Genomic DNA, 18,592 nt, shown 5'->3' with positions numbered 1-18,592 from the left:
TGCCTTGGTTACAATGTTCGCCCTACTTTTACTTAAAAAAAAGGATAAATAATGATAAGCTTAAAGCAAGCCTTAAAACTATCTCAAGATGAACTTAGAGTACTAAAAAAAGAATTAAACGAAAGAGCAAAAAAAGAAAAAAAAATCGGTGCTTATGTAGAGCAATTTTTAGACTGTGATTTAAGCGATAGTTGCGATGGAATTCCCGTTGCTATCAAAGACAATATAAGCGTTAAAGATTGGCCTTTAACTTGTGCATCTAAAATCTTGCAAGGCTATATCGCACCTTATGACGCAAGTGCTATAAAAAATCTCAAGCAAAACGGCTTTTCACCTTTTGGCAGGTGCAATATGGACGAATTTGCGATGGGAAATGCAACCCAAAGTTCGTATTATGGAAAAACCTTAAATCCAACAAATTTAAGCAAGGTAGCCGGTGGTAGCAGCGGTGGCAGTGCAGCTGCTGTGGGAGCTGATATAGCACTAGCTTCACTTGGCTCTGATACCGGAGGTTCTGTTAGACAGCCGGCGGCATTTTGTGCTTGCGTTGGCTTTAAACCAAGCTATGGAAGGGTGAGTAGATACGGACTTGCCGCGTATTCATCAAGCCTAGACCAAATAGGCACTATAACAAAAAGCGTCGAAGATGCCTCCATACTATACGACGCCATAGCAGGATACGATGAGCTTGATAGCACCAGTGCTAAGATAGAATTTCAAAAAACCCACGATAAATTAAACCCGAATAAAAAATTAAGGATAATAGCCATTAAAAACTACATAGAAAAGGCAAATCCTGAAGTAAAACAAGCCTTAATGCAAAGCCTTGACAAGCTAAAGGCTAACGGGCATGAGATTGTTTTTAAGGACTTGCTCGACTTTAAATACGACATAGCAGCTTATTACATAATAGCCACTGCTGAAGCAAGTGCAAATTTAAGCAGATATGATGGTTTAAGATATGGAAGAAGGGCTGAAAATATAGAAAATTTAAAAGATTTGTATGTAAAAAGCAGGTCTGAGGGTTTTGGAGACGAGGTTAAGAGGAGAATTTTACTTGGTTGTTTTGTGCTAAGCTCTGGGTATTATGATGCTTATTATATCAAGGCACAAAAGGCAAGAGCTTTGATAAAAAACAAATACAATGAGCTTTTAAGCGACTGTGACTTAATTTTCATGCCAGTTACTCCTAGCACCGCATTTGATTTAAATTCTAAAAAAAGCCCTATAGATTCGTACCTAGAGGATATTTTTACCATATCTGTGAATTTAGCTGGACTTGGCGCTATAAGCGTTCCTGTAGCTAAAGATAAAGAGGGCTTAAACATTTCAGCACAGTTAATTTGCAAAGCTTATGATGAGCAAACTTTGCTAGACGGCGCCTTAAGCCTTGAAAACATAATCAAAAATCAATAAAGGACAAAGATGAAGATAGTAAAAAGAGCCCTAACATTTGAAGATGTGCTTTTAATGCCAGCTTATTCTGAAGTTCTTCCAAAAGAAGTTGATATAAAAACAGAACTTACAAAAAATATAAGCTTAAACATGCCCTTGCTATCGGCTGCCATGGACACTGTTACAGAACATAGAAGTGCCATTATGATGGCTAGGCTTGGCGGGATTGGTATAATTCACAAAAACATGGACATACAGTATCAAGCAAGAGAGATTAAAAGAGTTAAAAAAAGTGAAAGTGGAGTTATCATAGACCCTATTTTTGTGGGAGAAAACGCAAAGGTAAAAGAGGTTTTAGAAATAATGGCGGAGTATAGAATTTCAGGCGTTCCTGTAGTGGATGATAATAAAATTTTGCTTGGAATTTTAACAAATAGAGATTTAAGATTTGAAACAAATATGAATAACTTAGTAAAAAATGTTATGACTAAAATGCCGCTAATTACAGCACCAAAGGGCTGCACCTTGGATGAGGCTGAGAAAATTTTTAATAAAAATAAGGTAGAAAAATTACCTCTAGTGGATAAAAAAGGACATCTAGAAGGACTTATAACCATAAAAGACTTGAAAAAAAGAAAAGAATACCCAAATGCGAACAAAGACAGCTACGGTAGATTAGTAGTTGGCGCAGCAGTTGGGGTAAATGACATGAAAAGGGTTGATGCTCTTGTTGAAGCTGGAGTTGATGTCATAGTGCTTGATAGCGCTCACGGACACTCAAAGGGCATAATCAATAGCTTAAAAGAAATAAAAGCAAAATACCCAAAACTTGATGTCATCGCTGGAAACATAGCAACAGCAGAAGCCGCTAAGACACTGTGCGAGGCTGGAGCTGATGCTATAAAGGTTGGAATAGGCCCTGGAAGCATATGCACAACGCGTATAGTCTCTGGCGTTGGTGTGCCTCAAATTTCAGCCATTTCTGACTGCGCCAAAGAGGCCTTAAAATACAAAGTAAAAGTAATTGCTGATGGCGGCATAAAATACTCAGGAGACATAGCAAAAGCAATCGCTGCCGGTGCAAATTCAGTTATGATAGGTTCTTTATTAGCCGGAACAGATGAAAGTCCGGGAGAAATTTTTAGCTATCAAGGAAGGCAGTATAAAAGCTATAGGGGTATGGGCAGCTTAGCAGCCATGCAAAAAGGAAGCTCTGATAGGTATTTTCAGCAAGGAATGGCTCAAGATAAACTAGTTCCTGAGGGCATAGAAGCTAGAGTGCCTTATACGGGCAGCATCAAAGATGTGATACATCAACTACTTGGCGGGCTTCGCTCTTCTATGGGTTATGTTGGGGCTAAGGATATAAAAAGCTTCCAAAAGAAAGCTGAATTTGTCGAAATCACAAGTGCAGGCCTTAAAGAAAGCCATGTGCATGATGTAATCATAACACACGAAGCACCAAATTACAAAGTAAATCAACAATGAGTTTTGAAGAGCATATAAACAAAGTAAACAAGGCTTTAGAGGATTTAAATAGCGAGGATTTAAGTCTTGATGAGGGTATCAAGCTTTATAAAAAGGCTGTTGTGGATTTAAAAAAAGCTAGAGAAGTTCTAGACAAAGCACAGCTAGAAATAGAAAAGATAGATAATGAATAAAATAGCAGCCCTACAGCTTCCAACCTTGGCATTAAGCGAATCAAGGCTTGATTACTACCTAAAAGCCTCAAAAGATAATGGTGCTAACCTAGTTGTGCTTGGAGAATATGTCTTAAATAGCTTTTTTACCGAGCTTTTATCTATGCCTAAAAATATGATAAAAGAGCAAAGCTTGGCAAAAAAAGAAAGTCTTATAAAATTTGCTAAAAAATACGACATAAAAATCATCGCACCATTTATAAGCGTGGAAAACAAAGGTCTTAAAAAGCTATGTCTCATGGTTTCAAAAGACGAGGTAAAAAGTTACGAACAGCAAATTCTAATGCCTTATTCTCACTGGAACGAGGAGAAATTTTTTATAAATTCTTGCAAAAAACTAAAACTTTTCTCCTTTGATTACAATGACATAAAATGCGCTGTGTGCTTTGGCTTTGAGGCTCATTTTGACTTCTTTTGGAACCAAATTAAAGCAAAAAAAATAGACCTTTTGATACTACCCACAGCCTCGACCTTTAACAGCGAGCAAAGATGGCTTGAAATGCTTAAAACTAGGGCTTTTCTAAGCTCTTGTGCTATACTTAGGGTAAACCGCGTAGGAAAGGCAAACAATGATGATAAGTGGAATTTTTACGGAAACACCCTTTATATCAACGCCTTTGCAGAGCTTACAGAATGCCTAAAAGACAAAGAGGAAATGCTCATCATACAAGCAGAAAAATCAAGCGAGGCTAGGAAATTGTGGAAATTTGATAGCATAGCCAGAAAATATAATTCTTAAAGGATAGTTTTGAAAAAAATACACTTCATAGGCATTGGCGGCATAGGACTTTCAGCACTTGCTAGGTTTTTAAAAGAAAAAGGCTTTGAAATAAGCGGCTCTGATTTAAAGGAAAGCAAGATCACCGATGATTTAAGCAAGGAAAATATAAAGGTTAGCATACCACATAAAGAAGAAAATGTTTTAAACAAGGACTTAATCATATACTCAGCCGCCATCAAGGAAGAAAACGCAGAATACAAAAAGGCAAAGGAACTTGGCATAAAATGCCTCTCTCGCAAGGAAGCCTTGCCGCTAATTTTAGAGGATAAGCAAGTGTTTGCAGTAGCTGGTGCGCACGGCAAAAGCACCACTTCAAGTATATTAGCAACGCTTTTTGATGACGCTTCTGTTATCATAGGCGCTATTTTAAAAGAATTTTCTTCTAACATGATATATAAAAACAGCGATAAATTAATCTTTGAAGCAGATGAAAGCGATAGTTCTTTTTTGAACGCAAACCCTCATTTAGCAATAGTTACAAACACAGAGGCTGAACATTTAGAGCATTACAACAACGACTTAAGCAAGCTGCAAGAGGCTTACAACACCTTTTTAAAACGGGCTAAATTTCGGGTGATTAACGCAGAGGATGAGTATTTAGCAAAGCTAAATTTAGAGGCGATTAAGCTATATCCTAGCAAAGACATAAAAAACTGCAAAACAGTGATTAAAAATTTCAAGCCCCAAACTAGCTTCGAGTTAAAAGACTTGGGAGAATTTAAAATTTTAGGCATAGGTTATCACCTAGCACTAGACGCTTCGTTAGCAATCCTAGCAGCACTTGAGTATATGGACAAAGAGCTAATAAGAAATAAATTGCAAAGCTATCAAGGCATAAAAAAAAGATTTGATATTTTATATGCTGATGAGAATTTAGCTATCATTGATGATTACGGGCACCATCCAACAGAAATCAAAGCGACACTAAAGGCAGCCTTTGAGTATGCGAAATTGGTCGGTTACAAAAAAGTAAGCGCCGTATTTGAGCCGCACAGATACACGCGTTTGAGTGCGAATTTAAATGAATTTAAGGAAGCTTTTGTAGGGGTGGATGAGCTCATCATTTTGCCGGTTTATGCAGCCGGAGAAGCAAAAATAGATATAAATTTAAAAGAACATTTTAAAAACGCTATCTTTATAGATGATATAAAAAGAGAGGGCAAGTACCTAGTAGCAAACAATGGACGCGTCTTTGATGAGGGGCTTATCATAGGCTTTGGCGCCGGAGATATAAGTAATAAATTAAGAGAAGCTTAAATAAATCTTAAGACTATAGATGAAAAAACTCTTACAAAAACTTGATTTAAGCTCGTACATACAAGACTTTGAAGCACTGCTAGCAAGGCAAAAAGATGTGTTTTATTTGCAAGGGGATTACAAGCTTCATTTTAAACGCATAAATGAGCTAGCAAAGCTTGATTTTACGCCGCCACAAGAGGTAAAAAACCTAAACACAGAACTAATGCATCTTAGCAAACAAGGAATTTTACACCTTAAGCAAAGTTTTGAATTTGTAAAGATTATAAGGTATTTTATCTATCTTAAAGGCTTGAAATTTGAACATTGCCTAAAGGAATGGCTAGATAAAATTCAAATCAGTGATGAAATCAAAGAACTTACAAAATACTTTGATGAAAAGGCAGAAATCAAAGAAGAGCTAGACGAAAGACTAGTAAATTTAAACGATAGCTTAAGGCTTAAAACAGAGCAAATAAGGCTTGAATTTAGCAAGTTATTGCACTCAAAAACACTAAGCCCTTACCTTATAGATAGTCAAATTCACCTAATAAACGATGAGGAATGCTTGCTTTTAAGAGGCGGATTTTCATCAAGTTTAAAATGCAAAATCATAGCTCGTTCAAATTCAGGCGGCTTTTATGTTGTGCCAAATTCAGTGGAAAATTTATACAAACAAAGAGAGGATTTAAAGGCTCAAAAAGAGGAAATTTACTACGAATACGCTAAAAAAATATCTGCGATTTTTCATAAAAATTTAGCCTTTTTGAAATTTATAAACCAAGCCTTTGATTTGTTCGATTCTTACAGCGCAAGGGTTTTGCTAGCAAAAAGTAAGGATTATGAGTTTGTGCCAAGCGATAGTTCAAAAGATATAATCCTAAAAGACTTCGCTCATCCAGCCCTTAAAAACGCTAAAAAAGTAAGTATTGAATTTAACAAACAGGTTTTGTTGATTACCGGAGTTAATGCTGGCGGAAAATCCATGCTTTTAAAGGGTATTATCTCGGCATGTTTTTTGGCAAAATATTTGCTTCCAATGCCAATAAATTCAAGCCAAAGCAAGATAGGAAGCTTCAAAGAATTTGTGAGCATTATAGAAGACCCGCAAAATATAAAAAACGACATATCAACCTTTGCGGGCAGAATGCTTGAATTTTCAAAGCTGCACGAAAAAAAAGACTTGCTTTTGGGCGTTGATGAAATAGAGCTAGGAACCGACGCTGAGGAGGCTGCTTGTCTTTATACTGTATTGATTTCGCAGCTTATCACCGAAGGAAAGAAAATCATCATCACAACGCACCACAAAAGACTTGCTCTGCTCTTAGCACAAAACGAAGAGGTGGAGCTTTTAGCGGCACTGTATGATGAAAAAAATGCAAAGCCTAGTTATGAGTTTTTAAAAGGTACCATAGGCAAATCTTACGCCTTTGAAAGCGCCTTAAGATACAACATAAGGCCAAATTTGATAAAAGAAGCGAAGAGGCTTTATGGGGAAGATAAGCAAAACCTCGAAAGCATGGTATCTAAAAATATAAATTTAGAACTAGAACTAAAGGCAAAGCTAAAAAAAGTTGCCAAAAAAGAGGAAAAATTAGAAAAGTTATTGCAAAAGGTGCAAGAGGATAAAAACGAGCAAGAAAAAAATATGCAAAAGCTAGCCAAGGACTTAGAATTCAAATTCTACGAGGCCATTAAAGAGGCTAAAAACACCATAAAATTTACAGATATAAAAGAAAAGCAAAGAAGCTTAAACAAGGCAAATGAACTCAAAAAAAATATCAAAATACCAACGATAAACCAGCAAAAGGAGGATATAAAAATCGGCGATTATGTAAAATACAACGACATAAAAGGCGAGGTTAAAAGCATAAACAAAAACGAGGCTTTGATACAAGGCGAAAGCCTAAGCCTTAGAGTGCCGCTTTCTTTGCTCAAAAAAACTACGAAAAACACGCAAAAAGAAGCTAGTAAAATTCATATAGAAAAAAAATCCAAAGCAAATGTAAGCCTGGATTTGCACGGCTTAAGAAGCGAAGAGGCCATAGAAAAACTCGATATGTTTATATCGGACGCTTTGTTGGCTGGCTTTGATGAGGTTATAGTTTATCACGGCATAGGCACAGGAAAGCTTGCATTTGCTGTGAAGGAATTTTTAAAAACGCACAAAAGCGTAAAGGAATTTAACGACGCACCTATGAATCAGGGTGGCTTTGGCGCAAAGGTGATAAAATTTTAATTTATAAATGCCTGTGTTTTAAAGCTACGCCGTGGATTTAAAGGCTTAAATTTACTTTTTACACAGGATATAAATTTAAACAATACTTTTCCTAAATCTTTTTTAAAATTTGACGATTTTTTAAATAAATTTAAATAAAGGCAAACTGTGCTTAATGCTATATCTAATAACTTAAATTCATACAGTCCAAATTTATATGACAAAAACATTCAAAATTTAAATTTAGAAACAACTTTACCTTTGAACGCAAATTTAGACCAAACTTTAGTCAAAGATAAAAGCGAAGCAGTGGATAAAATTCTAGGCTATGGTGTAGATAAAGAAGGATATTTTACAAGCGATTTTAATGAAGCAGCAGGAATTCCAAAAGATTTTAAATTAAATGCAAAAGAAGTAGAAAAGTCTATATCTTTATTTCAAAAAGAAGCACCATTTTTTAAATTTTTTAGCAAAATAGACCTAGCACAAACTTATGCTAATGCTTATAATGCTTTTTTTAAAGAAAATAAAAGTGATGATTTTATAGTAAATGGTGATGACTTGATAGTCTTTGCGAGTTCAAGTATGAAAACATTTATCAGTGGAGAAAGTAGTATATATGGTAAATTAGCAGGGCTTGATAAAAATACAAGTGGTAAAGATATAAGAAAAATCGAAAATTTTATGGCTTTAAATCCTATACAAGATCTACCAAACTCGCTTCCTAGTGAGGGATGGAGTATTAATTCTGATTTTTTTAAAATATCTGTCTATGTCAAATCCTCCCAAACCTACAATCTAGGCTCTGATATAACAAAGCTAGCTCAAAGTCTAAGAGATGAATACAAAGACTTAGTAAATTCAAATATAAGCTTAGATGAATTTAAAGAAAAATATCTTGATTTTAAACAAAGACACGATGCTTTTGTAGCTCTTTACAAAGAAGCTATGAATGGAGCTAAGATAAATATAGATAAAGATAGTAATGGAAATTTAAATATAAAAATTCAAAAAAATTTAGATGATGAAAATAAACCTTTCTCCCCCATACAAGCTGAAAGTAAAAATGAAACTTATACTTATGATGATATAGCTAAGAATTTCTTTTTATCTTTTTTAGAAAATGAAAGAAAAAAAGGAAATGATGTATTAGAATTATTGCAGAATTTATTTAGGGTGGATAAAGGCAAAGTTGATTTAAAGGCTTAGTGAATATAAGTAAAAAAATAAATTTAAAGGTTTGAAATTTAAAATTCTTTTTTTACACAAGAAAGCAACTTTTTCTTTATAAAATAATGCTTATATTAATTTTTATTAAACTTTATGTTAGAATTTATCTTTTTAGAAGTTAAAACAGGTGCATGCGTAAACCCTTTAGCTACAAAAATTTTCAATACAGCTAAAGATTTTGTTTCAAATCAGGTTTACAATGGCAGATATAATCAAATAAGATAAGTTCAGGGAATTAAAAATGTTTATAAACACTTCGCTAAATTCTAGTACATATACCCAAACAAATAAAAGCTCAAATTCCAGCGTTGACAACAACGAATTGTTTATGGAGCTTGTAGAACTTAATAAAAATAACAATATAGAGGCTGATTTTGACTTTATGAGTTTAGGCAAGGTTAGCGAAGATGAGCTTTTCAAGGCCATTGATACTATAAAATCAAAAATGGATGAAGTGATAAGAAATGTAAAAAAAGAGGGCAAAGGTGAGTTAGCTGCCAAACTCACCCATATAAGAGTAGAGTGGTATCAAGTAGGTTTAAATGCTTTTAATGATACTTTAAAAGAGCTTGAGCACTCTAGCGAAAGCTTAAATTCAAAGGATAAAAATATTATAGCAAAATCTGCTGATGATATATCCAACAATCTTTCATTGTCAAGTATGCTTTTAAATGGCTTAGTGGGTATAACACGAAATTTTTTTCAAATTGCCGGAATTTCTGACGAAAGTATAAAAAGCGAAATAGATAAGATTAAAAAATACGCCTTTGATTCTGAAGTAACACTTGATAATGGCAAGACTGTAAAATTCGAAAACGGCAACAATATAAAAATCGAAAATGAACAAATCAATCTATACAACAGCTCAAGATATATGGATATATTTAAGGAGCGAAAAAATTCTTTGCTAGAGGATTTACTAAAGCTTAGATAATAAAGGCTAAATTTCCTAAATCTTTTTTAAATTTTGACGATTTTTGTCATAAATTTAAACAAAGGCAAACTGTGCTTAATGCTATCTCTAATAACTTAAATTCATACAATACAAATTTAGATAACAAAAACATTCGAAATTTAAATTTAGATACAACTTTACCTTTAAACACAACTTCGAGCCAAAACCTAGTCAAACCCAAAAGCGAAGCAGTGGATAAAATTCTAGGCTATGGCGTAGATAAAGAAGGATATTTTACAAGCGATTTTAATGAAGCAGCGGGAATTCCTAAGGATTTTAAGATAAATGCAGGGCTTATCAAGGGCATAGATGAGAGCTTAAGAAGTGATAAGCTTAGTTTAAAACCTTTGTATTATGATATAGATTGGGCTTTAGAGCTTGGTACACTTTATAAAAATAAATTGCAAAACTTTGATGAGTTTGGAAAAAAATTTGACAAAAAAGAACTAGAGAGTGAATTTAATATAAGTTTTAAAGATATTGACACAAAGGCTGACACTCTTTTATTGCTTTTGGATATGAAAAACCTAAGTCAAAGCAAAAATACTCTTTATGGAAAATCTTATGGCTTTGGTGGTGAAAACACAAGTGAATTTGACAGCTTTATGCAGAAAAATCAGCTAAAAAGTCCAAATGCAAATTCAGTCTTTGCCTTTATGCTTAATGATACTTATATAGGAGTAGATGCGGAAAGGTCAAAACTACAAGGCTTTGCAGACTATGCCTCAAGTTACAATTTAGGAGCTGATTTAGCAAAGGAAGCTAATGCCTTTATAAAGGAATTTGATGAGCTTTTAAGCGAGGATTTAAGTTTAGATGAATTTAAAGAAAAATATCTTGATTTTAAAAATAGACACGATATCTTTGTAAAAAAATTTCAAGAGGCTATGGGGGATAACTTGCTTGTGAAAGATATAGAAAAACCCTTCACTCCTATACAAGCTGAAAGTAAATCTCAAACTTTTACTTATGATGATATAGCTAAAAATTTCTTTTTAACTTTCTTAGAAAATGAAAGAAAAAAAGGTAATGATGTATTAGAATTATTAGAAAAGTTATTTAGGGTAGATAAAGACAAGATAGATATGAATGTTTAGAAAATACATTTTTGATGATAAAAAATTATCGTTTATCTAGGATTTTAAATAAAAATTAATTTTATAACAATAAAATAATAAGTTGAATTTACATTAAAAGGATTTACAATGAAAAAGCTAGTAGTTATTTCAGCTTTAGCATGTCTAGGCGTTTCAGCGTTTGCTGCTGATGGTGCTACACTTTACAAAAAATGTGCTGTGTGCCACGGTCCAAAGGCTGACAAGGTATATCTTAACAAAGTTCCAGCTTTAAATAGTATATCAAAAGCTGACAGACTTAAATACATGAAAGAATACGCTGCAGGCACCAGAAATGCTTACGGTCAAGGTGCTTTAATGAAGATCAACCTAAAAGGTCTTACAGAAGCTGATTTTAAAGCAATTGATGATTATATCGATACTTTAAAATAAGCAAAAGGCTTGCTTTTAAGCAAGCCTTATTTCATTATATCCTCAAATATTTTCATAGTTTTATTTTTGATTTCCTCAACTCTTTCTTTACTATCAGCCTCAAAACGAGTAACAACATAAGGACTTGTATTTGACGCACGAAACAAGGCCCAGCCGCATCCAAAGTCAATCCTAAGGCCGTCTATCTCACACAAGGACTTTACCTCATCTAAGGCACCATTTTTAATGGCAGTTTTAAACTTTTCGATTAACTCAAATTTAAGATTATCATCGCTTTTTATTTTTATCTCATCTAAGGTATAAAGCTTTGGCAAAGCCTCAATCATAGCAGATATATCCTTGCCTTGCTGTAAAAGCTCCAAAGCTCTTAAAAAGGCGTAAATACCATCATCAAAACCAAAATACCTATGTTTAAAAAAGATATGCCCGCTAACCTCTGCAGCTAGGTCGATATTTTCTTCTTTCATTTTTTTCTTGATGTTTGAATGTCCTGCCTTTGACATTAAAATTGTTCCAAATTTAGACACCTCATCAAATAAATTTTTAGACGACCTTATATCGGCTAGAATTCTTGGCTTTTCAATCGCACTAGCAAAAACATAGCAAAGCTCATCGCCATGAAAGGCTCTATTTTTACCCACAACAACAATCCTATCGGCATCTCCGTCAAAGGCAAAGGCTATTTGCATATCCTTATCTTTAAGCAAAAGTTCTTGCAAAGGCTTTAAATTCTTGCTTTCTGTTGGGTCTGGTTCGTGATTAGGAAAATTCCCATCAGGCTCGGCAAATAAAACCTTTGCTTTTAAATTTAAAGCTTCTATTAAAGGCTTAAGCACGACAAAACTAGCACCATTGGCACAGTCTATAGCAAATTTTAGGTCTAAATTTTTTAAATGCTTAAATTGCTTTAACATAAAATCCACATAAACGCTTAAAATATCGTAATCTTCGCAGCTTGTATCATCTTGTATATCCAAATTTAAATTCTCTAAAACCTCGTCAGCAAAGGCCAAAAGCTCCTTGCCAAAAAAACTTTCTTTGTTTATGCTTATCTTAAAGCCGTTGTATTCTTTTGGATTGTGAGAACCTGTAATCATAATGTTTGCGTCAAATTTCATGCCCTCATACATAGAAAAATACCCAAGCGGTGTAGGCACAAGACCTAGATGATACACTTTAATTCCCGCTTTATTTAAGCCGCTGCTAAGATAGGCAAAAAGAGTTTTATTGCTAAGCCTTGCATCATAGCCAACGCTCACATTTTTACAAGCGCGTTGTTTCATCTTTAAACCCAGCAAATAACCTATGGTTTTTACCACCTGTTCGTTTAACTGCGTAGGATAAATGCCCCTTATATCGTATTCTCTAAAGATTGTTTTTAACATCAGACTTCCTTTTTTATGTAAATTTATTGCAAAAATGACAAAAAATGGATACAATTTTACAATATTTTTCATAAAAAAAGGGAATAGAGTGGAAGAAGAAGCAAAAACGGAAGAAAAAAAAGGCTCAAAAATATCTTTAGTTCTTATCATTGTTATAGTTTTGTTCGTGCTTTTATTGGCCATAATAGGCGCTATAGGGTATTTGGTATTTTCTGGCCCTGCTGATGAGGCTACACCGGCTACTGAAGTTAGTGCTCAACAAAGTCAAAGTGCAAACAAGCCCAAGAATACGCAAAATTCAGCCAATAGCAGACAAAGAGGAAGTGATTTTGCAAATATAGGCCCTATGTTTGCCCTAGAACCATTCACTGTGAATTTATTAAGCAATAGCGGTTCAAGGTATCTAAAATGCAGCATTCAGCTTGAGCAAAACACTGAATTATTGCAAACAGAGTTAGAGAAAAAAACATCTATCATAAGAGATATAATCATAAGAACTCTAACCTCAAAAACTTACGAGGAGATAAGCACTACAAGAGGCAAGGAAAGACTTAAGGATGAGCTTGTGGGGCGTATAAATGAAATTCTAAACGACGGCTTTATTAAAGATATGTATTTTACGGACTTCGTTGTATCGTGATAGGCTGTGATATAGTTCTTATAAGTAGGATTGAAAAAAGCTATAACAAACACAAGCAGTTATTTTTAGATAAATTTTTAAGCAAGGATGAGCAAAAAATCATAACAAACGCCTCATCTTTGGCTGGTTTTTTTGCGGCCAAAGAAGCTGCTTTAAAGGCCTTAGGAGTTGGCATTAGCTCTGAAGCTGGTTTTTTAGATGTGAAAATTAGCAAGGACCATAAAAACAAACCTTTGCTTGATTTTAGCGAAAAGGTAAATAAAAATTTCGGTATCAAATCAAGTTCTCTTAGCATATCTCACGATGGCGGCTTTGCAATAGCGGTGGTTGCATTAGAATGTGAAAAGGAAGGCAAGTAACCTTCCTTTTACATAAAGGAGTTTTTATGAGTAAAACCAAGTTTAGTATTGTCTTAGCATTGAGATTATAAAGATACTAGATTAATGATTTGTAAATTTAAAATTTTAGATTAGGATTTTATAAATGGGAAGAGCTTTTGAGTACAGAAGAGCTTCAAAAGAAGCTAGATGGGATAAGATGAGCAAGTTATTTCCAAAACTTGCAAAAGCTATACAAGCAGCTGCTAAAGAGGGCGGGAGTGATCCTTTGATGAATGCTAAATTGCGTTTAGCCATAGCCACAGCAAAGGCAAATAATATGCCAAAGGACAACATAGAAGCTGCCATAAAAAGAGCTAGCGGCAAGGACGCGAACGACATAAAAGAGCTTCGCTATGAGGGCAAGGCAGCTTATGGCGTGCTTGTGATAGTTGAGTGCATGAGCGATAATCCAACAAGAACGGTTGCTAACATAAAGGCGATTTTTAATAAAAACAAGGCTGAATTCTTGCAAAACGGATCTCTTGATTTCATGTTTTCAAGAAAGGCTGTGTTTTACCTAGAAAAATACGAGGGCGATTTAGAGGAGCTTGAGCTTGAGCTTATAGACTATGGGCTTGAGGAGCTGCAAAACAATGATGATGGCTTGCTTGTAATAGGCGATTATACTTCATTTAAAGAACTAAGCGACATTATAGAACAAAAGAATTTGAGCATAAAAAAAGCCGGATTAGAATACATCGCAAATTCGCCGATAAGCTTAAGCGAAGACGAGGAAAATGAGATAGAAAAACTGCTTGAAAAGCTAGAAGATGACGATGATGTACAGTCTGTTTATACAAACATAGAATGAAAGGAAAATAAATGCTAAAACAAATAGACACAAGCAAGGCCAAAGACTATAAAAAGGCTATCATAAAGACAGAAAAAGGCGATATGACTTTAGAGCTTTTTGCAGATGAGGCGCCTCAAACTGTGTGTAATTTTGCAAATTTAGCCAAAGAGGGTTTTTATAAAAATTTAACTTTTCACAGGGTTATTCCAAATTTCGTGGTTCAGGCTGGCTGTCCTTACGGAAATGGCATAGGAGGACCTGGCTATGAGATAGAATGCGAGTGTGATAATCAAGAAAACAAACACCTAAGAGGAACGCTTAGCATGGCTCACGCAGGTAGAGATACAGGCGGTTCGCAGTTTTTCATAACGCACAGCCCGCAACCTCATTTAGACGGAGTTCATACAGTTTTTGGACAAATTGATGAAAAAGACGAAAAAAGCCTAGAAGTTTTAGACTCTATAAGGGCTGGAGATAAAATTTTAGATATTGAGATAGAAGAGAAAAATTAATGCAATCTTTTATAGACTTTATCTTAAATTTAGCAAGCGATCTAGGATACGTAGGAATTATAATCCTAATGACTATAGAAAGCTGCTTTATACCATTTCCTAGTGAGGTCGTGATGATACCTGCTGGATACTTAGCTTACAAGGGAGAATTTAACGCCTATATATGTATTTTGTGCGGGATACTAGGCTCTGTGCTTGGGGCTTTGATAAATTACTATATCTGCTTTTTTTGGGGCAGGTCCTTTGTGATTAAATACGGGAAATTTTTTGGCATAACAGAGGAAAAATTCCAAAAATTTGAGGCCTTTTTCAACAAGCACGGAGAATTTTCAACTTTTATTTGTAGATTGCTACCAGGCATAAGACAGTATATATCAATGCCAGCTGGACTTGCAAAGATGAAGATGTTTAACTTCGTATTTTTTACAGCAGCTGGAAGCGGAATTTGGGTTAGCATTTTGGTGTATTTGGGGTATTTTTTAGGACAAAATGAGGAGCTTATAAAAGAATCCTTACATCAAATTTTAATAGCCATTGTGATATTTGCATTGTTAGCAACCGGAATTTACATATATATAAACAAAAAAATGAAAAAAAACAAAACTTTACACTAAAATGCAAAGAAATTGTCTTATAATTAGAAAAAAACATAAGAAATATTATGCAAAAGCCAGATATTCAGGAATTCTCTAATTTTATAATCGACTATGTCTCAGCCATGGTTAGCATAGGCACTTATAGCTCAAGAATAAACAGATGTGCCATAAGGATAGCTCAAAGCTACGGATACACCCTAAATTTAAATTTCTCTTTTAACAGAACAATCATAAACATAATAGACCCTGATGATTACTCCAGCCTAAGAACCTACATAGTAAAGAATAAATTTTTGCTCATAGATTTTACCCTGATATCAAATTTAAGCGCTTTAAGCTGGGCTATATATGACCATATACACGATATAAAGGTTGCCAAGAGGTGTTTTAAAAAACTCATCAGCACAAAAAAAAGACCTATGTATTCTTATGTGCTTATACAAAGCATAGGCAGTGCAGCTTTTTCAAGGCTTTTTGGAGGTGATTTTGCCACCTTGTTTTTGATATTTTTTAGCACCTTAGTTGGGGCTAGTTTAAAAATGCTTGGCATGAAATTTAATGTCGGTATAAGAATTTTGTATCTGTGCTGTTCGTTCATTTCCTCTTATATAGCGTATATAGGGGTTAGTTTAAATTTAACAAACACTCCTGAAGTGGCACTTGGCTCTAGTATTTTGTATTTAATACCCGGAGTTTTCTTTATAAATTCAGTAATTGACATACTAAAGGACTATATACAAGTTGGCTTAAGCAAGATTATAAACATTATAATTTTAATCATTTGTATAGCTTTGGGGCTGTATCTTACGTTGATTTTATCAGATTTTAGGCTAGTGCAATGAATGTGAATTTACTGCTTAGTGATGTATTTTTTGCTGCTATAACGGGCTTTGCCTTTGCATACGCTTGCAATCCGCCCATTAGAACGCTATTTTTTACGGCTATTTTAGCTGCGATAGGTCATGGATTTAGATTTTTCTTAATGGAATTTGCAAACATACAAACTTTGGCTCTAGCAACATTTTTGGCCTCCTTTGTGGTCGGCTGCTTTGGGATGTTGTTTGCAAAGCTTTCAAAAACACCGGCCGAGATAATAGCCTTTCCGGCCTTGCTTCCCATGATACCGGGAATTTACGCTTATAGAGCTATTTTGTATCTTTTTTCCTTTATAAATAGTAATGATTTAGCTTTAAAAACTAGGTATTTGGTTGAATTTTTTGATTATTTTTTAATAACCTTATCTGTTACTTTGGCCCTTGCGGTTGGAGTTTCCATAACACTTATAATATTTTTTGAACAAAGCTTGATGATGACTAGACATAGCAGTATCTTTGACAGATACAAAAAATACAAAAGAACTCACGCAGCAACTTAACATTTATGCTTTATATATAAAATTTACGCAAATTTAAAAGGAGATGAAATGCTGTGTCCTGTTTGCAATGTAGACTTAGTTATGAGTGATAGAAACGGAGTTGAAATAGACTACTGCCCTAAATGCAGGGGTGTTTGGCTTGACAGGGGCGAGCTTGACAAGATAATAGAAAGAAATTCCGCCCCTAAAGAAAGCTTTAGAGATGATAGACGCTACGAGGAACAACGCCACTACAACGACGGATACTATAAAAAGAAAAAGAGGGAAAGTTGGCTTGGAGAACTTTTTGATTTCTAAGCCTACATCTTGTCTTTAGCACTTATGCCGATTATGGCAAGTGCTGTTTTTATGCTTAACGCAACCGCGGCGAACAGCTTTAGTAAAGCGTCCTCATTTTCAGCACCAAGAACCTTATTTTCATTATAGAATTTATGAAAGCGTCCTGCTAACATTTTTAAATAATCGCTGATTTTTTGCAAAGCCCTACTTTCAAAGGCGTCATTTAGCACTGCCTCTAAATTTAAGGCCTCAAAAAGCAAATTTAAAGCTTCCTCATTTAAGGAGGAAATATCAGCATTAATCACATCTTTTGTTTCTTTTTGCGCCTTTGCAAAGACTTGATGAATTCTTGCATAAGCATAATTTATATAAAAAACCGGATTTGTGCTATCTTCTTTTTTAAATTCATCGACATCAAATTCTAGGTGCGTGTCGCATTTTTTGCTTATAAAAATAAATCTTAAGGCATCGCTACCTATCTCATCTAAAACATCTTGCATAAGTATGAAATTTCCAGCTCTCTTGCTCATCTTGTAAGGTTTGTTAGCCTTAAGCAGTGAGACCATTTGCGCTAGGATAATTTCTAATTTATCATCATCAAAGCCCAAGAAATTCATAGCAGCCTTTACTCTTGCTATGTATCCGTGGTGGTCAGCGCCCCAAATGTTTATGAACACATCGTATTTAGATGACATTTTATGTCTATGATATGCTATATCAGTAGCTAGATAAGTAGCTGACTTATCCTCCCTTAAAATCACCCTATCCTTTTCATCGCCTTTTAAGGATGAGGCCAAAAAAAGCTTGCCGTCTTTTTCGTACGCACCACCTTTTTGTTTTAAAAGCTCAAGAGTTTCATCAAGTTCTTTATATATAGCTCTCTCACTCATATAATTATCTATATATATCTTAGCATCAGCTAGGGTGTTTTTGATATTATCAAGCATTTTGTCCTTGGCCCACAAAGCAAGTTCGTCTAAATTCTCATCCACAAAAAATGATTTATCAAATTTCAAAAGTGCTTCATTTGCTAGGTTTATAATGTACTCGCCCTTGTAGCACTCATCTGGAATTTCAACATCATGCCCTAAAAGCTGCTTAACTCTTGATAAAACAGACAAGCCTAGCAAGGATATTTGCTTGCCGCTGTCATTTACATAGTATTCGCTGTGAATTTTATATCCTAAATGCTTAGCTAGATTATACAAAGTATTGCCGTACACAGCGCCTCTTGCGTGCCCTATGTGAAGCGGGCCTGTAGGATTTGCACTTACATACTCAAGAAAAATACTTTGCTCTTTTTGCTCGCCCTTGCAAAAAGAGGAAGGATTGCTCAAAGCCTGAGTGCAAAGAGTGTTTAAAAATTTAGGCGAAAGTTTAAAATTTATATAAGCATTTACGCACTCTACCTTATCAAAAAAACTATCCTCAGCAAAACAAAGCAGCAGGTCTTGTGCTATTAAATGCGGTGATTGTTTAAGCTCTTTAGCCAAGGTAAAGGCTAAAGGTGTAGCAAAATGCGCTAAATTTCTATCTCTTGGAGATTCTAAAACAAAGTCTCTTTTTAAAATACTTTTAATGTGTTGATATACTATATTTCTCAAGAAAA

General features: G+C 34.6%; 20 protein-coding genes. 18 read left to right on the top strand and 2 right to left on the bottom strand.

Features of this window, described 5'->3' with window-relative positions; translation table 11 throughout:
• Positions 1-51: 51 nt before the first annotated feature.
• The 10 genes from gatA to CAV_RS01790 all read left to right on the top strand — a co-directional run bounded on the left by gatA (position 52) and on the right by CAV_RS01790 (position 11,023).
• The gene (gene gatA / locus CAV_RS01835; RefSeq protein WP_094324819.1) at positions 52-1,416 is read left to right on the top strand and encodes an Asp-tRNA(Asn)/Glu-tRNA(Gln) amidotransferase subunit GatA; all 1,365 of its coding nucleotides are present in this window, start codon (positions 52-54) and stop codon (positions 1,414-1,416) included.
• Positions 1,417-1,425: 9 nt separating this feature from the next.
• A complete protein-coding gene (gene guaB, locus CAV_RS01830; RefSeq protein ID WP_094324818.1) occupies positions 1,426-2,883 on the top strand; it encodes an IMP dehydrogenase in 1,458 nt (485 codons plus the stop codon).
• Positions 2,880-3,056, top strand: a complete 177-nt coding sequence (gene xseB / locus CAV_RS01825) for an exodeoxyribonuclease VII small subunit (RefSeq protein WP_094324817.1) — start codon at positions 2,880-2,882, stop codon at positions 3,054-3,056. Before guaB ends, xseB begins: the two co-directional genes overlap by 4 nt.
• Positions 3,049-3,834 (top strand): carbon-nitrogen hydrolase family protein, encoded by a 786-nt coding sequence (locus CAV_RS01820; protein ID WP_094324816.1) that lies wholly within the window; start codon positions 3,049-3,051, stop codon positions 3,832-3,834. The genes xseB and CAV_RS01820 overlap by 8 nt, the downstream gene beginning before the upstream one ends.
• Positions 3,835-3,843: 9 nt before the next feature.
• The gene (murC, locus tag CAV_RS01815) at positions 3,844-5,133 is read left to right on the top strand and encodes a UDP-N-acetylmuramate--L-alanine ligase (protein ID WP_094324815.1); all 1,290 of its coding nucleotides are present in this window, start codon (positions 3,844-3,846) and stop codon (positions 5,131-5,133) included.
• Positions 5,134-5,152: 19 nt separating this feature from the next.
• Positions 5,153-7,351 carry an endonuclease MutS2 gene (locus CAV_RS01810; RefSeq protein WP_094752796.1) on the top strand — a complete coding sequence of 733 codons (2,199 nt, stop codon included), beginning with the start codon at positions 5,153-5,155 and terminating at the stop codon, positions 7,349-7,351.
• A gap of 147 nt (positions 7,352-7,498) precedes the next feature.
• Entirely contained in the window at positions 7,499-8,539 is a 1,041-nt protein-coding gene (locus CAV_RS01805) for a Cj0814 family flagellar-dependent secreted protein (protein ID WP_094324813.1), read from the top strand.
• 262 nt (positions 8,540-8,801) lie between these two features.
• Entirely contained in the window at positions 8,802-9,494 is a 693-nt protein-coding gene (locus CAV_RS01800; RefSeq protein WP_094324812.1) for a hypothetical protein, read from the top strand.
• A gap of 71 nt (positions 9,495-9,565) precedes the next feature.
• A complete protein-coding gene (locus CAV_RS01795) occupies positions 9,566-10,612 on the top strand; it encodes a hypothetical protein (RefSeq protein ID WP_094324811.1) in 1,047 nt (348 codons plus the stop codon).
• Between the two features lie 108 nt (positions 10,613-10,720).
• Positions 10,721-11,023 (top strand): c-type cytochrome, encoded by a 303-nt coding sequence (locus CAV_RS01790; RefSeq protein ID WP_094324810.1) that lies wholly within the window; start codon positions 10,721-10,723, stop codon positions 11,021-11,023.
• 26 nt (positions 11,024-11,049) lie between these two features.
• On the opposite strand, the gene CAV_RS01785 is transcribed toward CAV_RS01790, so the two are convergent.
• The gene (locus CAV_RS01785) at positions 11,050-12,408 is read right to left on the bottom strand and encodes a phosphomannomutase/phosphoglucomutase (protein ID WP_094324809.1); all 1,359 of its coding nucleotides are present in this window, start codon (positions 12,406-12,408) and stop codon (positions 11,050-11,052) included.
• Positions 12,409-12,496: 88 nt separating this feature from the next.
• Here CAV_RS01785 and fliL point away from each other — a divergent pair, with 88 nt between their 5' ends.
• From fliL to CAV_RS01745, 8 genes are all read left to right on the top strand, one after another.
• On the top strand, positions 12,497-13,048 hold the full coding sequence (gene fliL / locus CAV_RS01780) for a flagellar basal body-associated protein FliL (RefSeq protein WP_094325517.1): 552 nt from the start codon (positions 12,497-12,499) through the stop codon (positions 13,046-13,048).
• The gene (acpS, locus tag CAV_RS01775; RefSeq protein ID WP_390088412.1) at positions 13,045-13,407 is read left to right on the top strand and encodes a holo-ACP synthase; all 363 of its coding nucleotides are present in this window, start codon (positions 13,045-13,047) and stop codon (positions 13,405-13,407) included. Before fliL ends, acpS begins: the two co-directional genes overlap by 4 nt.
• A 124-nt stretch (positions 13,408-13,531) precedes the next feature.
• The gene (locus CAV_RS01770) at positions 13,532-14,239 is read left to right on the top strand and encodes a YebC/PmpR family DNA-binding transcriptional regulator (protein ID WP_094324807.1); all 708 of its coding nucleotides are present in this window, start codon (positions 13,532-13,534) and stop codon (positions 14,237-14,239) included.
• Between the two features lie 11 nt (positions 14,240-14,250).
• Complete coding sequence (locus CAV_RS01765) at positions 14,251-14,733, top strand: peptidylprolyl isomerase (RefSeq protein ID WP_094324806.1); 483 nt, start codon at positions 14,251-14,253, stop codon at positions 14,731-14,733.
• Positions 14,733-15,347 (top strand): DedA family protein, encoded by a 615-nt coding sequence (locus CAV_RS01760; RefSeq protein ID WP_094324805.1) that lies wholly within the window; start codon positions 14,733-14,735, stop codon positions 15,345-15,347. The genes CAV_RS01765 and CAV_RS01760 overlap by 1 nt, the downstream gene beginning before the upstream one ends.
• Before the next feature lie 47 nt (positions 15,348-15,394).
• Complete coding sequence (locus tag CAV_RS01755; RefSeq protein WP_094324804.1) at positions 15,395-16,171, top strand: threonine/serine exporter family protein; 777 nt, start codon at positions 15,395-15,397, stop codon at positions 16,169-16,171.
• Positions 16,168-16,704 (top strand): threonine/serine exporter family protein, encoded by a 537-nt coding sequence (locus tag CAV_RS01750; RefSeq protein ID WP_094324803.1) that lies wholly within the window; start codon positions 16,168-16,170, stop codon positions 16,702-16,704. The genes CAV_RS01755 and CAV_RS01750 overlap by 4 nt, the downstream gene beginning before the upstream one ends.
• Before the next feature lie 48 nt (positions 16,705-16,752).
• Positions 16,753-17,001, top strand: a complete 249-nt coding sequence (locus CAV_RS01745) for a TFIIB-type zinc ribbon-containing protein (RefSeq protein WP_094324802.1) — start codon at positions 16,753-16,755, stop codon at positions 16,999-17,001.
• A gap of 2 nt (positions 17,002-17,003) precedes the next feature.
• Here the strand turns inward: CAV_RS01745 and argS are convergent, their stop codons facing one another.
• Positions 17,004-18,587 carry an arginine--tRNA ligase gene (gene argS, locus CAV_RS01740; protein WP_094324801.1) on the bottom strand — a complete coding sequence of 528 codons (1,584 nt, stop codon included), beginning with the start codon at positions 18,585-18,587 and terminating at the stop codon, positions 17,004-17,006.
• Positions 18,588-18,592: the final 5 nt, after the last annotated feature.

This window comes from Campylobacter avium LMG 24591 (assembly GCF_002238335.1).
Lineage (GTDB): Bacteria > Campylobacterota > Campylobacteria > Campylobacterales > Campylobacteraceae > Campylobacter_D > Campylobacter_D avium.
The sequence above is the reverse complement of the archived record's forward strand: the minus strand, read 5'-3'. Positions and strand labels throughout refer to the sequence as shown.

What these genes read in the sequence shown, in the direction of transcription:
- guaB (WP_094324818.1), top strand. Translation starts at nt 1,426, where the DNA reads ATGAAGATAGTAAAAAGAGCCCTAACATTTGAAGATGTGCTTTTAATG.
- CAV_RS01820 (WP_094324816.1), top strand. Translation starts at nt 3,049, where the DNA reads ATGAATAAAATAGCAGCCCTACAGCTTCCAACCTTGGCATTAAGCGAA.
- CAV_RS01770 (WP_094324807.1), top strand. Translation starts at nt 13,532, where the DNA reads ATGGGAAGAGCTTTTGAGTACAGAAGAGCTTCAAAAGAAGCTAGATGG.
- CAV_RS01750 (WP_094324803.1), top strand. Translation starts at nt 16,168, where the DNA reads ATGAATGTGAATTTACTGCTTAGTGATGTATTTTTTGCTGCTATAACG.
- CAV_RS01790 (WP_094324810.1), top strand. Translation starts at nt 10,721, where the DNA reads ATGAAAAAGCTAGTAGTTATTTCAGCTTTAGCATGTCTAGGCGTTTCA.
- CAV_RS01785 (WP_094324809.1), bottom strand. Translation starts at nt 12,408, where the DNA reads ATGTTAAAAACAATCTTTAGAGAATACGATATAAGGGGCATTTATCCT.
- CAV_RS01760 (WP_094324805.1), top strand. Translation starts at nt 14,733, where the DNA reads ATGCAATCTTTTATAGACTTTATCTTAAATTTAGCAAGCGATCTAGGA.
- xseB (WP_094324817.1), top strand. Translation starts at nt 2,880, where the DNA reads ATGAGTTTTGAAGAGCATATAAACAAAGTAAACAAGGCTTTAGAGGAT.
- CAV_RS01810 (WP_094752796.1), top strand. Translation starts at nt 5,153, where the DNA reads ATGAAAAAACTCTTACAAAAACTTGATTTAAGCTCGTACATACAAGAC.
- gatA (WP_094324819.1), top strand. Translation starts at nt 52, where the DNA reads ATGATAAGCTTAAAGCAAGCCTTAAAACTATCTCAAGATGAACTTAGA.
- CAV_RS01765 (WP_094324806.1), top strand. Translation starts at nt 14,251, where the DNA reads ATGCTAAAACAAATAGACACAAGCAAGGCCAAAGACTATAAAAAGGCT.
- CAV_RS01800 (WP_094324812.1), top strand. Translation starts at nt 8,802, where the DNA reads ATGTTTATAAACACTTCGCTAAATTCTAGTACATATACCCAAACAAAT.
- CAV_RS01755 (WP_094324804.1), top strand. Translation starts at nt 15,395, where the DNA reads ATGCAAAAGCCAGATATTCAGGAATTCTCTAATTTTATAATCGACTAT.
- CAV_RS01745 (WP_094324802.1), top strand. Translation starts at nt 16,753, where the DNA reads ATGCTGTGTCCTGTTTGCAATGTAGACTTAGTTATGAGTGATAGAAAC.